A 15,126-nucleotide genomic window follows, 5' to 3' on the forward strand; every position below is an offset into this window, starting at 1 on the left:
AATTTTCACAGATGATGGCTGATATTTTTTGCCTGGATTTTTTATGACGTGGATAGACATGAAAAAGCACCGCCATAGCGATGCTTTTGTACTATTTTCACATTGATTTTAAAGAGCCAATACTCTTACATCAATTCTTCTGTTTTTTGCTTTGCATTCATCAGTGTCATTAGCTTCACAAACAGGATGCTGTGAACCATATCCTTCTGCTTCTATTCTGTCTCCGGAAATACCTAGTTCGAGCAGTTTAAGTTTGGCTGTCTGTGCTCTCAGATTGGATAATTTAAGGTTACTGTCCTCGTTACCACTATTATCTGTATATCCGCCCAGTTTTATTTTCAGATCAGGATAAGCATTTAAAATTTCTGACAAAGTATTCAATTGAAGCACGGATTCTGCTTTCAGATCACTTGAACCTGTTTCAAAATAAAGGTTTTCAATGGTATACCACTTATTTGGATCTAATGCAGACTTATCTTTTTGTTTCACCACATTGTAAAGTTGGTAAAGCTGGCTTCCGTCACCAATAGCAATTGTTTTTCCTCCGTCCAGTTTTATTTTCTGAATATTACCTGTTTCATATACAAAGTCTCCGTTTTCATTAAGGTGTCCTTTAATTTCTCCCGGAATGACCGTAATTATTTTAGAATCTCCATTTACAGTTACTGCACTACTGGAAATTCCTGTAAGGCTTTCAATTTTTGCTTTTCTGTTAGCTTCAATTTTATCTTTATGCAAAACAGCCAAAGTAGGTGCAATCACCAAAGAAACGATTGACATTAATTTGATCAGGATGTTCATCGAAGGTCCTGATGTATCTTTAAACGGATCTCCCACCGTATCACCTGTTACAGATGCTTTGTGTGGTTCTGAACCTTTATAATACGTCTGTCCATTAATATCAACTCCTTTTTCGAAGGATTTTTTTGCATTGTCCCACGCGCCTCCTGCGTTATTCTGAAACATTCCCATTAACACACCACATACTGTAGCTCCCGCCAGGAATCCTCCTAATACTTCAGGTCCGAAAATAAAACCGATTAATAAAGGAGAAACGATAGCAATCGCACCAGGCAGCATCATTTTTCTGATGGATGCATCTGTAGAAATGGCTACACATTTTTCATATTCCGGTTGCGCTTTCCCTTCCAGAATTCCCGGAATTTCACGGAATTGTCTTCTTACTTCTTCTACCATTGCCATAGCAGCCTGTCCTACTGCGGTAATCGCCAATGAGGAGAAGATAAACGGAATCATCCCACCTACAAAAAGTCCGGCAAGAACGTCTGCCCTGTAAATATCGATACCATCAATTCCTGCGATTCCTACAAATGCTGCAAATAAGGCTAAAGCAGTCAAAGCAGCTGAAGCAATGGCAAATCCTTTTCCGGTAGCAGCAGTTGTATTTCCTACAGCATCCAGAATATCTGTTTTTTCACGTACTTCTTTGGGAAGTTCGCTCATTTCTGCAATACCTCCGGCATTATCTGCAATAGGCCCGAAAGCATCAATAGCAAGCTGCATAGCTGTAGTGGCCATCATTCCGGCAGCTGCAATAGCTACACCATAAAGGCCTGCACACAGATAAGAGCCATAGATTCCTCCTGCCAGTACAATAATAGGAAGTAAGGTAGATTCCATCCCAACGGAAAGTCCGCCGATAATATTGGTTGCGTGCCCTGTAGAAGACTGTCTCACAATACTGGAAACCGGTCTTTTCCCCATAGCCGTATAATATTCTGTAATAATACTCATTAAAGTTCCTACAACCAATCCAACCATTATCGCTCCGAAAACGCCCATTTTAGTAAACTCATGGCCTCTTAATACCATTTTTTCAGGAAGAATATACGTTACCAGGAAATAGGAAGCAATAGCCGTAATCACAATACTTCCCCAGTTTCCAAGATTTAATGCATTTTGTACGCTGGAAGTGGATGACCCTTCATTATCATTAATTTTCACAAATAAAGTTCCGATCATTGAAAATATAATTCCTGTTCCTGCAATCAGCATCGGTAAAAGAATCGGGGCAAAGCCTCCGAATGCGTCATCAGAAATGGTTTCTCTCCCCAATACCATAGTAGCCAGAACCGTTGCAACATAAGATCCAAAGAGGTCTGCACCCATTCCTGCGACATCTCCCACATTGTCTCCAACGTTATCTGCGATGGTAGCCGGGTTTCGGGGATCATCTTCAGGAATTCCTGCTTCTACTTTTCCTACAAGGTCAGCACCTACGTCTGCGGCTTTTGTATAAATACCACCTCCTACTCTTGCAAAAAGGGCAATAGATTCAGCGCCCAGAGAAAATCCGGTAAGAATTTCGATGGTTTTTTCCATTTCATGAGAATCTACTGTAGCTTCAGGGGCAAAAATCTGTTTAATAATCAGAAATAAAGCTCCTAAACCTAAGACAGCAAGCCCGGCAACTCCCATTCCCATTACAGAACCTCCTGTAAAAGAGACTTTAAGAGCTTTTGAGAGTGAAGTTCTTGCAGCTTCTGCCGTTCTCACATTCGCTTTGGTAGCGATTTTCATCCCGATAAACCCTGCTGATGCAGAGAATACAGCTCCTACGGCAAAAGCAATTCCGATACTCCAATGTGAGTTGGCATTACTTGACCCCATTACTGCCAATAGAATGGCGACAACAACAACAAAGTACGTTAAGATTTTGTATTCAGCCTTTAGAAAAGCCATTGCACCGTCTGCAATATGGCCGCTGATTGTTTTCATTTTTTCATTTCCAGCATTCTGTTTATTGACCCAGTTGCTCTGAAGAAATGTATAAAGCAAAGCTATGACACCAAAAATTGGCACTAACACAAATAGATCCATAGTTTATTATTTTATATTAAAAAATTGAGATTAGTCTTATAAATATAATGAAATTATAAACACATAATAAAATTCACTAACAATAATATATTATTTTGTAAATTTGTTTATCACTATGATTTGAATTAATTATTTATGAAAAGGATATTGTACACTATTTTTTTATCTGCAAGCATAAGCAGCTGTCAAAATAAGATTCCACAACAAAACGCTGAAATGCTTTATTTCGGAGGTCCTATTATAACAATGGAAGACACCCCTCTTCAGGTTGAAGCTGTAGCAATAAAAGACGGGAAAATACTTTTTGCGGGAACAAAATCAGATGCAGAACGTTTTTCAGAGCCAGCAACCAAAATGATTAATCTTAATGGAAAAACTCTACTTCCTGGTTTTATAGATGTTCATGGACATCTTACTTCAAGAGCCGGGATGATGGATATTGTAGATTTATCTCCTGAACCCTATGGCACTGTAAATTCAATTGAAGCTTTACAGATTACCATTAAAAACTACATCAAAGAAAAAAAAATTACAGATCAACAGCCGATTATCGGAAATGGTTATGATGATGCAATTATGACAGAGCATCGTCATCCTACAAAAGCTGAACTGGATGTTATCAGTAAGACCAATCCTATCATTGTTATTCATGCTTCAGGCCATGCCAGTGTAGCTAACAGTGCCATGCTAAAGCTTTTGGGAATAACGGAATCATCAAAAGATCCTGAAGGAGGGCACATTGGCAGGGATAAAAAAACAGGAAAACTGAACGGAAAATTAGAAGAAAATGCAAGTTTCAACGCGTTACTGGTCATCACAGAAAAAATGGGTAAAGGCAAAAACACAGAGGCTCATGCAATGGAAAATCTGATGAAAGCCCAGAATGAATGGCTCAGCTATGGACAGACTACTATTTGTGATGGGAGAACGATGGGAGAAAGTGTTGCGCTGTTAGAAAAAGCAGCATCCCAACATCTTCTTAAAGCTGATGTTGTTTACTTTCCGGATTACGAATATTTCAAAAAGGATTTCAACAGTTTCAAACCAAAGTATATGAAATATGAAAATCACCTGAAATTAGCCGGATTCAAATTTTCTGACGACGGTTCTCCACAAGGTAAAACGGCCTGGCTTACCCAGCCTTATTTAGTTCCTCCTGAAGGTCAGTCTAAGGATTATAAAGGATTCCCTATTTTTACGGATGAAACCTTATACAACGATCTGAAAGTCCTTTTTCAAAATCACATCACTGCCCAGCTTCATGTAAATGGAGATGCTGCAATTGATCAGGCCATCCGTGTTATTCAAAGATTAAAAGATGAAAACATTTACAAGCCGGAATTGCGGGCAACATTAATTCATGTACAGAACAGCAGACCTGATCATATTCAAAAAATAAAAGAATTAGGAGTAATCCCTTCTTACTTTTCTACGCATGCTTATTTATGGGGAGATTGGCATTATTCGAGTGTTTTCGGCCCTGAAAGAGCTTCTTTTATAAGCCCGGCAAATTCAGCATTAAAAGCAGGAATTATTTTTACCATTCATCATGATGCTCCGGTTACACCACCCGATCTGATTACAGCAGTATACGCAGCAGTGAATAGAAAGACACGGTCTGGAATGATTTTAGGTCCTAATGAAAAAATCTCCACCCTTGAAGCGTTAAAAGCGATTACCATTAACGGAGCTTATCAATTGCAGGAAGAAAACAGAAAAGGGTCTATTAAACCTGGTAAACTAGCTGATTTTGTTATTCTTGATCAGAATCCTTTAACCACAACTCCTGAAAATCTCAGAAACATTAAGGTTCTGGAAACGATAAAAGAAGGAAATTCTGTATACAAAAGAAATTAAACCTATTGATACATAATAAAATATTCACAAAAAAAGCAGATGAAAAATCATCTGCTTTTTTATTCTAGGGAAAAAATCTTATCCTCCGAATTTATCTGCATAGTCTGTTTGAGAAGCTTTGATCACTTTTCTTGCGTGTTCAGCTCCGTAAACTTCCTGGATTCTGCATTTTGCAGGCTCATCCGGTAAATTTTTATAAGTAAGGAAGTAGTGCATCAATCTTTTTACTTCAGCTTCCGGTAATTCAGAAATATCTCTGAAGTGCCCGAAAGCGTGGTCATTAATCATTACTGCAACAATTTTATCATCTGCTTCACCTCCGTCGATCATTTTGAAACCTCCGATTGGAATAGCTTCCATCAATAAACCTCCGGCATGGATATTGTGAGAACTTAAAACACAGATATCAAGTGGGTCATGATCACCCATAGTAACGTCAGTAGCACCTGATTCTACAGCAAGTTTCATCACCTCTTTATCACAGTATGTTCTTGGTACAAAACCATATAAAGCCGGGATAATGTTAGAGAATTTCTGTGGCCTGTCTACCTTTAAATATCCTGTTTCTTTATCTACTTCATATTTAATAGTATCTGAAGGAACAATTTCCACAAATACGTTGACAACATTTGGCGCATCTTCTCCTGCAGAAATTCCGTGCCATGGATGTGCTTTAAAATTTGGAATCATTATTTATCTGTTATTTTTTAAGTTATTATTAAAATTTCTTTTCTTAAATCTTCTATAGTTTCAGCAATATAATCGTTGCTTTCCATATAATTCATGATGAAAATCGTTTTGAATTCATCCAGCTGAACTTCTCCTTTTAATCCATCATAGGTTTTGTGAAGCAGTTCTATAATCGCATTCTTTGAGTCAACAATATTCTTCCATGAATTTTTCGTAATGTACAACTGTTGTGAAGAGTTATACTCAAATTCTTCGTTGATTGCTTTTTCTGTCAGGAAAATAAACTCATGAACCGCCAGTCCTCTATCAAACCTCTGGATAAGGTTGGATGGTTTCATTCTGTCCAGAAACAATGTCATTCTTTCGTAGGAATGTGCTTTGTTCTCTGAATTTGATTTCACGGTAAGCAGTTTGATTTCCTGGTTCTTAAGAGTAATGTATGAGTGTACAAATTGTCTGAGCAAAACCAGAAAAGGAATTGCAATAATCAATGCAAATGCATAGGGTAAATATCCTGATAGACTCGTCATAATTTTAGACTGCAAAATTACTAATTATTTTCCGTCTTCTAAAGAGTTTTTAAAGATATCCACTTTAGAAATTTGTATATAGACCAATGCAAGGATAATTATAAGATAAAAGCCAAGCATCATCCTGTTTACCAGAGACGGAAAAACCAAAAATCTCAGCATAACAGTTGTGTAAATAAGAACGAAAAACAAGAGCTGAGCCTGATTCTTTTTATTATAAAACGAGAAACGGTTAGCAAGAATAACCACAATAAAAATCAATAAAATCGGAAAGTAGGAAGAATTGAAATCCAACATTACATTACTTTTAATAAAACGAAAATAATCTGCAAAGGAAAATAGATCAGGCTGCGACACAGGATAAATCTGAACTTTCGTAAACTGGTTCATAAAAAGTGTAGACCAAGAAACCTGATTAAAAGCCTGTATTAAAAAGAAGGAAAGAAATATATATCCGTATGATACCAGTAATAAACCTGTTTTAATCTGAAAGCTATTTCTATAAAAATAAATAAGGGCATACAGGAATGAATAAAAAATAAAATATTCAGGTCTTGTAAGCACACAAAGCATAGCCCATATGCCTGCAAAAAAGAAATTTTTTCTCACTAAAAACACATAAAAGCTCAAAAGAAGCAGCAAGCATGATAAGGAATCTGCTGATACATGCCGGGCCGATTCCGGCAATGGCTTGAACAGTGAAATCAAAACAGTAAGGATGAAGGCAAGAGGATAATTTCTCAGAATTTTTATCAAAAAGCTGAAAATCAGAACCAGAATCAATGCATAAGAGATAACTGAAATCAAAGAGATGGAAGCAGAAGCACTGAAACCAAGCTTAAACAATGACCAGCCGATAAAATTATAAAAAGGTTTTACCACAAAAAGCTGTAACTCTTCTTCGTAGGCTTTGGGATTTTGTGAGATTATTTTATAGTAAGTACTCTCTCCTTTTGCCACTTCCTCAACCATGGGATTAACAGGCCCAAGTCCTGCAAAGTCGGGATTCTTTTCCCTCAGTTCGTCATATACCTTCTGATGAATTTCTTCAATTTTCATTTCAGGATATTCCGTTTTATAAATCAGCCCCATATAGGCCTCCATATCAGTGTTGTAATAATGATGGGTATACAGGTAGTATGACATCATGCATACATAGATTGAAAATATAAAAACAAGAATATTCTTCTTTTTTTCCATACACTGATATTAAGAATACAAATGTAAAAAAACTATCTTTTTAAACCCGTATTCCTATAAAAAGCTTTACGAAGAGGATTTTTCTGTATTAAAGTTCAAACAGTGCCGGCCTCTGTGTCACTTCATGATAACAGACACTATTTTCATCAAAGAAATGGTAAACAAGACTTTTTCTCGTTCTATTTTTATCCGTGTGAGGTTCTCCGCCGTGAAGAATATTGGCATGCCAGATTAATAAATCTCCTTTTTTGGCTTTAAAGATTTCTTTCTTCAAGCCTAATTCTTTTACTTTATCCTCCAGGAAAGTTTCATAAGCTCTGTAGCTTTTCTTACCAATTTTCAAAGCTGTCCCTTCATTATCATAATCAGAATTCAGGAAATAAGGGAGTTTATGGCTTTTAGGAATATAATGAAGCGCTCCGTTATTCTCATCTACATCTTCCAGGGCAATCCATACACCTAATAAACCACCTAATGGATAAGTGGTCATATGAATACTGTCAGAATGGGTTTTCTGCTGGCTGCCGTTGATAAAATTGATACTTTGGAAAAGTTTGGATTTTCCGTCAAGCAAAACAGATAAAAATTCTAACAGTTCTTTATCACTTCCAATATTTTTAATGATTTCTGAATGGTGGATCGCAAACATCAGTTTTCCTCCGTATATAAATTTCAAAGTCCCATCCTTCATTAGTTTATCAATTTCAGCATTGATCTGATCGGCCGTTTCAGGAGTAAGGAAATTTCTAAGAATCATATAGCCATTTTCATCATACTGAAGAGCACTTTCTTTATTTTCGTCGGAAAGTTTCTTAAAAAAAGGAGTTTCCCTAAGTTTTGAATCATCCAGTCTTCTTTCGCTAGCCGGAAGATGTGCAAAATCTTTACTTGAAATACTTGAAAAATAGTTCTTATTGATTCCGTATTTTTTATATAATGGAATATTATGCTTTAATTTATTCTTTTTAAATATGTTATAAAGCATGTATGATAATTTGTACTGACGAATCTGTTGTAACATAACTGTTTTACTAAGGATTTTATAAAGTTACGGAATATTACCTAATTAGAACCAATCTAAACAATGCTTTTCATCATAAAAAAGACTTTCCTCTTAATACAAGATATCCTAATTTTTTAAAAAGGTTCTTTTTTGAATTCTCAATAATTCCGTACGGTCTTAATTCGGGACGAAACCCTCTGAAAAACTCTTCAATATTAGGTAGTTCTCCCCCTTCAAAATCAAAAATATGAGTTTCTATATTTTCTTTAATGAGATGATCAATCAATACGGATGCTCCTGATAATTTGACATAATCTTTATCATTAAAATTTCCTAAAAGCGCTACCATATTACTATCCGAATACGTAGCAATCATGTTAACAATCTTATGCTTATAGTAAAAAGCTGTGAATTTCAGATATCCGGACTTATAAAAGCTTTCAAAAATCCTCATGAATTCAAACAAATCATGGTCTTTATTCAATCCTATTGTATTGGATTCAATAAAAGCTTTTGCTTTCTCATAAGGGATTGTTTTGATTTCTGATTCTTGTAAAACAGCTTCATCTAACCGAAGTTTTCTTTTTCTTTTAGGTGAATATTTCGAATATACTTTCTCATAAGCCTCAGGATATAATAAAAAGTTTTTCTTGATTCTGATCTTTGTGCGAAGCTGATTGACATCATTAAAAGGATACGCCCTTATCATGTAATTTTTTTCCAGGTATTCTAAAAATGACTCATTAAGATCCACATCATCTTTGCTGGAAAAAACTCCAAGCTGCTGACAAAGCTTAGGATTATGCACTATTTTCAGTCCATATTTTCTTACAAAAGGTATGGGCATTACAGCTTCATAATCTTTATAAACAAGAATTTCCCATGGCATTGTAGAAGTTGTATCTAAAAAATCTTTTGTTGCAGAATATTTTCTTTGTTCGGAATTTTCTAAACATTGAGCATATTTTACAAAATCAATTTCATGGTATTTCAATCTTCTAATCATAATAATCCTGCGTCTGAGAAGCTAAAATAAGAGTCCTGCGTGACAATAATATGGTCTAAAAGCTGAATGCTTAATGTATTTCCCGCTTCTTTTATTTTCTGTGTGATATTGATATCTTCCCGGCTTGGTTTTAAACTTCCGGAAGGATGATTGTGCGCAATGATAATACCTGTTGAAAAATGATCCAAAGCTGACTTATAAAGTGTTCTTACATCTACAATAGACTGACTGATCCCTCCCTGTGTGAGTTGAGAAACATGAATTACTTTATTGCTGTTATTAAGGAAAATTGTCCAGAACTCTTCTGTTCTCAGATCGGAGAGCTGGTTTCTGAGAATCGCATAAGCATCATGACTGTTTCCAATAATTGTTTTTTCAGGAATATCCTGTACTGCTCTTCTTCTGCCGATTTCCAAAGCTGAAATAATTGAAATGGCTTTTGATTCTCCAATACCTTTAAATTTCATCAGATCTTTGGCAGAAAGTAAGCTCAATTCATTCCAACTGTTATTGACAGAGGCCAAAATTTTCCTTGCTAATTCCAAAGCATCTTCCTCTCTATTTCCACTTCCCATAATAATTGCCAGAAGTTCAGAATCAGAAAGTGAGCTTTTGCCTTTCTGCAAAAACTTTTCTCTGGGTCTGTCATCTTCGGCAAGGAGTTTTATGGCCATGGAAAAAAATTATAGATGAATATTATCAATTAATAGAAAGCATATAAAATAACAGGTTTTGGAGACCTATCAATATATTTTGCTGTTTCTTTAAGTGCATTGACGGAAAGCATCGGGCATCCTAAACTCAGACATGCAGGAGTCTGAGATTCTGTGTCAGGAATGCATCCGTAGGAATGAAGAACAATAGCTCTTTGCATGGCATTGCTATTGGTAGCATCCAGTCCTGCCAGACGATAAGCTTTCCCAAACTTCCCTATATAGCTTTCTCCAATGACATATTTTCCAAGTGATGACTGATAAGAGCCTTCAACATTACTGAATTTCAAAGCATCTGATTTTGGAATGACAGAGCCTGATCCATGAGAAACTACAGCCTGCTGTAGAATCGTATTATTTTTCAGGTTATAAATAAAATAACGATACTTCCCGGATGGGATTTTAAAGTTGATAAAAACAGCCAGTTCCTGATTGTACTCTTTTCCTTTTATATAATTTTTAATCTCCAAAATTCTTGTTTGAGGAATACCTGATGGGTTCAACTGCTGGGATTCAGCTTTTGAACAGGAAATTACAATTAAAAAAAGAAAAATAAAGTGCTTCATCATCCGGTTTTATATACTACTCTATGATCATTCCGTCTTTCATAACGAGCTTGCGGTCTGTGATTTCTGCCAGATTCGGGTTATGCGTTACAATGACAAAAGTTTGGTTGTATTTGTCTCTAAGATCAAAAAACAATCTATGAAGATCATCGGCGTTCTTGGAATCAAGGTTACCTGTAGGCTCATCTGCAAAAATAATTTTCGGGGAATTGATTAAAGCTCTTGCTACAGCTACCCTTTGCGCCTCTCCACCTGAAAGCTGGTTGGGTTTATGATTCAGTCTTTGCTCTATCTTTAGATCTTCAAATAAAGCATAAGCTTTTTCGATAGCTTCTCTTTCGTTAGCTCCAGCTATTTTTGTCGGAAGCAATACATTTTCCAATGCGGTAAACTCCGGAAGAAGCTGATGAAACTGAAATACGAAACCGATATTCTGATTTCTGAATTTTGACAGCTGTTTATCATTCATATTAATAAATGATTCTCCTGCAATTTCAATTTCAGTATCATATTTATTAGATTGACTAGGATGATCCAAAGTTCCCAGAATCTGCAGCAATGTAGATTTACCAGCTCCTGATTCTCCTACAATAGAAACCACTTCCCCCGTTTTGATCTGAATATCAACACCTTTCAGTACCTCTAAATTCCCATAAGATTTATGGATATTTCTTGCTTTAATCATGATTCAAAAGTAGTGAATTGCCTGCAAATAAAAAACCGCTTTTTGAAGCGGTTTGTATTTTATTTTAGATTTAGTATTATTAGATTTTGTTAATTCATTTATAGAAGTCTTTTCTATTAATTTTTTTAATGATTCCTGTCTTATTTTTTTGCAAAAATTTTTGTAATATAAACTTTCTTCTAAACCCATAAGGTTTTGTTAGGTGTCTCCATTTCCATTTACCAAAAAACAGAAAAACCTCCTTGGAGGTTTTATTTTATTGTTTTGTTAATACCATTTTTTCTTGGGGTAATAGAGGTACAAAGCTGCTGAAGTTTGGACATTTTGAAGGATTTAAAAGTCCATCTTTATCCTGAGAGTAATACAATGTCATTTCATTAGGATTGTTTTTTCTAGTTTCTATAAATACATTACCGGATTCTAAACAATCATAGTTGCCAACAAAATGCATTAAATATGATCTTTTTTGAAAATTATATCCCCAAAAATACGTATCATTATCAGATTTGTTCAAAGAATTATAAATAACATTTCCTTGGTTATCTTTGATTAGCATACGTCCGATAATCATATCCCATGAAAGCGCATCATTAGGATTATTTTTATAGTTTATCTTTTTATCTAATTTAATCTCATATTGTTTACTATTAGCAACGCCTTTCCATATCCCTATCAACTTGTCAAGTCTATTGTTAGTGTCCTTTACATATGTGATGTTCTCTAAATCAGGGCAGCCTTCATCATGATTAGGACGCATTGCGCATTCTTCAAATTGTTCCAAAGTTCCTATCACTTGTGCTTTACAAGAAACAAACAAAGATAGCAATGCCAGTATAAATAATTTATTTTTCATTGTTATAAATTTTAATTTTTAAGGACAATCATTAGATTGTACGTTATTATTCGAATTTAATGTTTTTTTCTGTACAGTACCATTAGATTTTATTTTATATAATTCTACTCCCTGTACGTCCATATTGTATCTCAAAAAGTTAAGAAATAATTTTTCAAAAGACCAATAAGGATTTCTTGTTCGAAATGCAGCATATTCATCCCTCCACCGCTGAGTGTCGAATCCTGTTTTGATATCCGTTGGAGCACCTGTAAACATAATGGTATAATTCCCATAACTGGAAACCATAGCTCCATAAAGCTCACTGTAATTATCATCAGTCACCATTCCTGCCATGGTCATCAATGTATTAACATCTGCCGGAGAAAACATTCTGATAGGCTGATTTATTTCTATTTCTCCATTTTCATTAGTCTTGCCTGTTTCATAATCATTCAAATGAGTGTGGATGTATCCTTTAAGATCTGGGGTTACTGTAACTGTCATTCCGTCCGAACTTGCTGTAGAAACAGCTGGTGATAACTCTGTAAATACTCCGCTTTTACTTTCAGCATATCCTGTTTCTTTTTTGAGGCCTACTTTTGTAGCTAAAAGATCCACTTTAACTTTAAAATTAGCATTTATATTCTGAGCCTTCAACTTTGTACAAGGATCTTCTGTTTCCGGCGGATCCGGATATTCATAGCCATCACCACCTCCGCCTCCGTCATCCATTCCTATAGGATCAAATGTCTTGGGGTTTGTGCCGGGAGTCCATTTACAAATTGTTTCCGAAGTTGTATATGGAGTACAATTAGGCTCGTTGTTGGTACATCCTATGGTAATCCATCTTGTACTACACACAAAAGTCGGCGTATTTCTTGATGAAATTCCGGTTTGAGGCTCTGTTTTCTCCCCATAATCGGTGATATTGGAAAAGATAATAGCATGGAAGAAATCAATCATTTTTTTGTCATCTTTTTCAAAGAAATAGACTTTATTTCCTTCCCTTACGGCTTCCATAAGGAGAATTACTCTATTATCTTTTACTACAGGAACAAGCAGATATTTTTCTCCGAACTGGCCGAAGGTCATAGCATAATCCCAGTACAGCTCACCATATCTGCTTTTTACATGCTCAGCATTGGCTACTTTCATAAATACCTGCAGTACTTTATGGATGTATACTTCGTCTTCCTTCCAGAAGCTTTTTGAAGCAAATCTGGTAGAAGAACTATAAGAGTCTTGTTGCGCAGAGTCTTCTGTTGAGAATTCTTCGTTCCGGCAACACCATAAGGTGGACAGAATAGTAAACAGAAAGAATAATCGAAAAATAGTTTTTTTCATTGACATTTGGTTTTTATTGTGTTAAATATAATTATTTTTCAAACTTGAGAGAAATAAATTATTATTCAAAATCTTTTTTTCATAATTCTACCCGGTATTTAGAAAGAATAGCGGAATTGAAATCATAAGTAAAGGAGCTTTAGGAATAAATAAAGATCCTGAAAAAGTAATTTTTCAAATATATTAAAAACCAAAAAACCTCCCGATTTGGGAGGTTTTACTATTTTCAGTTCAGAAAATTACAGTAACAAAGTTAATGGACTTTCTAAATAGGTTCTTAATGTCTGTAGGAACTGAGCCCCTGTAGCACCGTCTACTACTCTGTGGTCACACGCCAATGAAAGTTTCATGGTGTTTCCAACTACGATCTGACCATCTTTAACGATTGGTTTCTCAATAATGGCTCCTACTGAAAGGATTGCAGAGTTTGGCTGATTGATGATACTTGTAAACGTTTCGATTCCGAACATTCCTAAGTTTGAAATAGAGAATGTAGATCCTTCCATTTCATTAGCTTTAAGACCTTTATTCTTAGCTCTTGAAGCCATATCTTTTACAGATGCAGAAATCTGAGTATAAGTCATCTGATCCGTATTTTTCAATACCGGAACTACCAATCCGTCTGGAATAGCTACTGCTACACCGATGTTGATATTTCCTCTGTGAATGATCTTATCACCTGCCCAGCTTGAATTAACCTGAGGATGTTTTCTTAAAGCAATTGCAGTTGCTTTAATAATCATATCATTGAAAGAGATCTTAGTATCAGGTAAAGAATTGATTTCTTTTCTAGCCTCAATTGCTTTATCCATATTGATCTCAACCATCAGATAATAGTGAGGGGCAGAGAATTTACTTTCAGAAAGACGTTTTGCAATAATATTTCTTACTTGTGAATTTGGAGTCTCTGTATCTTCACCTTGTACAAAGCTTACTGCAACAGGAGCAGCGCTTGCTGCAGGAGCTGAAGCAGCTGGTTTTGCAGCTGGCTGATAGTTTTCAATATCTTTTTTAACGATTCTTCCGTTTTCACCAGACCCCTGAACACTGTTGATATCAACTCCCTTATCCTGAGCCATTTTCTTAGCCAGTGGAGAGATTGCTACTCTGTCAGAAGATGAAGAGTTCGCAACCGGAGCAGCTTTTTCTTCTGTTTTAGCTTCTGCTTTTTGTTCAGCTGGTTTTTCAGTTGACTGACCGGCAGCTTTTGGAGCTCCTACAGCGGAAACATCTGTTCCTGCAGGGCCAATGATTGCTAATACGGAATCAACCGGAGCAGCACCTCCTTCTTCTACACCTTGCTTCAATAATACTCCATTGAATTCAGATTCGAAATCCTGTACTGCTTTATCTGTTTCGATCTCAGCAAGAAGGTCTCCTTCTTTTACTGTATCTCCTACGTTTTTGTGCCATTTAGCCACTTTACCTTCTGTCATTGTATCAGAAAGTCTTGGCATTGTAATAATTTCAACTCCTGCCGGAACTTCTGCAGCAGCAGGCGCAGCAGTTTCTACTTTAGGCTGTTCTTCTGATTTTTTTTCTTCAGTTGCAGCAGCGGGAGCAGCAGCCCTACCTGTCAATCCTGAAATATCTTCTCCTTCATTCCCGATAATAGCTAAAACAGAGTCTACAGCAGCAGCAGATCCTTCTTCTACACCTACGTATAAAAGGGTTCCTTCTATTTCAGATTCGAAATCCTGAACTGCTTTATCAGTTTCAATTTCAGCTAAAATATCTCCTTCTTTTACTTTATCTCCTACTTTTTTATGCCATTTGGCCACCTTACCTTCCGTCATTGTGTCGGACAGGCGGGGCATCGTAATTACTTCTGCCATAATCTATATTGATTTGAGATT

The 15,126-nt window shown here is 35.9% G+C and carries 14 protein-coding genes; 1 reads left to right on the forward strand and 13 read right to left on the reverse strand.

All coding sequences use genetic code 11. The features are described from left to right. Window positions 1-108: 108 nt before the first annotated feature. On the reverse strand, window positions 109-2,841 hold the full coding sequence (locus A1704_RS02595; RefSeq protein ID WP_062670179.1) for a sodium-translocating pyrophosphatase: 2,733 nt from the start codon (window positions 2,839-2,841) through the stop codon (window positions 109-111). Window positions 2,842-2,976: 135 nt separating this feature from the next. Between A1704_RS02595 and A1704_RS02600 the strand changes: the two genes are divergently transcribed. After that, on the forward strand, window positions 2,977-4,698 hold the full coding sequence (locus tag A1704_RS02600) for an amidohydrolase (protein WP_062670181.1): 1,722 nt from the start codon (window positions 2,977-2,979) through the stop codon (window positions 4,696-4,698). Window positions 4,699-4,776: 78 nt separating this feature from the next. On the opposite strand, the gene A1704_RS02605 is transcribed toward A1704_RS02600, so the two are convergent. From A1704_RS02605 to A1704_RS02660, 12 genes are all read right to left on the reverse strand, one after another. After that, window positions 4,777-5,388, reverse strand: coding sequence for an inorganic pyrophosphatase (locus A1704_RS02605; protein WP_062670183.1), 612 nt, complete (start codon window positions 5,386-5,388; stop codon window positions 4,777-4,779). Between the two features lie 17 nt (window positions 5,389-5,405). Further along, window positions 5,406-5,918, reverse strand: a complete 513-nt coding sequence (locus tag A1704_RS02610) for a DUF7935 family protein (protein WP_062670185.1) — start codon at window positions 5,916-5,918, stop codon at window positions 5,406-5,408. 24 nt (window positions 5,919-5,942) lie between these two features. After that, complete coding sequence (locus A1704_RS02615) at window positions 5,943-7,118, reverse strand: hypothetical protein (RefSeq protein ID WP_062670188.1); 1,176 nt, start codon at window positions 7,116-7,118, stop codon at window positions 5,943-5,945. A gap of 88 nt (window positions 7,119-7,206) precedes the next feature. Continuing rightward, entirely contained in the window at window positions 7,207-8,103 is an 897-nt protein-coding gene (locus A1704_RS02620) for a phytanoyl-CoA dioxygenase family protein (RefSeq protein ID WP_228432304.1), read from the reverse strand. Between the two features lie 109 nt (window positions 8,104-8,212). Then, window positions 8,213-9,127: a hypothetical protein gene (locus A1704_RS02625; RefSeq protein ID WP_062670192.1), complete on the reverse strand. Its 915-nt coding sequence runs from the start codon at window positions 9,125-9,127 to the stop codon at window positions 8,213-8,215. Then, window positions 9,124-9,801, reverse strand: a complete 678-nt coding sequence (gene radC / locus A1704_RS02630) for a RadC family protein (protein WP_062670194.1) — start codon at window positions 9,799-9,801, stop codon at window positions 9,124-9,126. Before radC ends, A1704_RS02625 begins: the two co-directional genes overlap by 4 nt. A gap of 29 nt (window positions 9,802-9,830) precedes the next feature. Beyond that, a complete protein-coding gene (locus A1704_RS02635) occupies window positions 9,831-10,409 on the reverse strand; it encodes a murein L,D-transpeptidase catalytic domain-containing protein (protein WP_062670195.1) in 579 nt (192 codons plus the stop codon). A gap of 13 nt (window positions 10,410-10,422) precedes the next feature. Further along, window positions 10,423-11,091 carry an ABC transporter ATP-binding protein gene (locus tag A1704_RS02640; RefSeq protein WP_062670198.1) on the reverse strand — a complete coding sequence of 223 codons (669 nt, stop codon included), beginning with the start codon at window positions 11,089-11,091 and terminating at the stop codon, window positions 10,423-10,425. Window positions 11,092-11,094: 3 nt separating this feature from the next. Then, entirely contained in the window at window positions 11,095-11,280 is a 186-nt protein-coding gene (locus A1704_RS02645) for a hypothetical protein (protein ID WP_062670200.1), read from the reverse strand. Between the two features lie 67 nt (window positions 11,281-11,347). Beyond that, entirely contained in the window at window positions 11,348-11,944 is a 597-nt protein-coding gene (locus tag A1704_RS02650) for a DUF6705 family protein (RefSeq protein ID WP_062670202.1), read from the reverse strand. A gap of 18 nt (window positions 11,945-11,962) precedes the next feature. Then, window positions 11,963-13,270: a hypothetical protein gene (locus A1704_RS02655; RefSeq protein WP_131797463.1), complete on the reverse strand. Its 1,308-nt coding sequence runs from the start codon at window positions 13,268-13,270 to the stop codon at window positions 11,963-11,965. Window positions 13,271-13,509: 239 nt separating this feature from the next. Then, a complete protein-coding gene (locus A1704_RS02660; RefSeq protein WP_062670212.1) occupies window positions 13,510-15,105 on the reverse strand; it encodes a 2-oxo acid dehydrogenase subunit E2 in 1,596 nt (531 codons plus the stop codon). Between the last annotated feature and the right edge of the window lie 21 nt (window positions 15,106-15,126).

The organism is Chryseobacterium cucumeris (assembly GCF_001593385.1).
In the GTDB taxonomy this organism is placed as follows: domain Bacteria; phylum Bacteroidota; class Bacteroidia; order Flavobacteriales; family Weeksellaceae; genus Chryseobacterium; species Chryseobacterium cucumeris.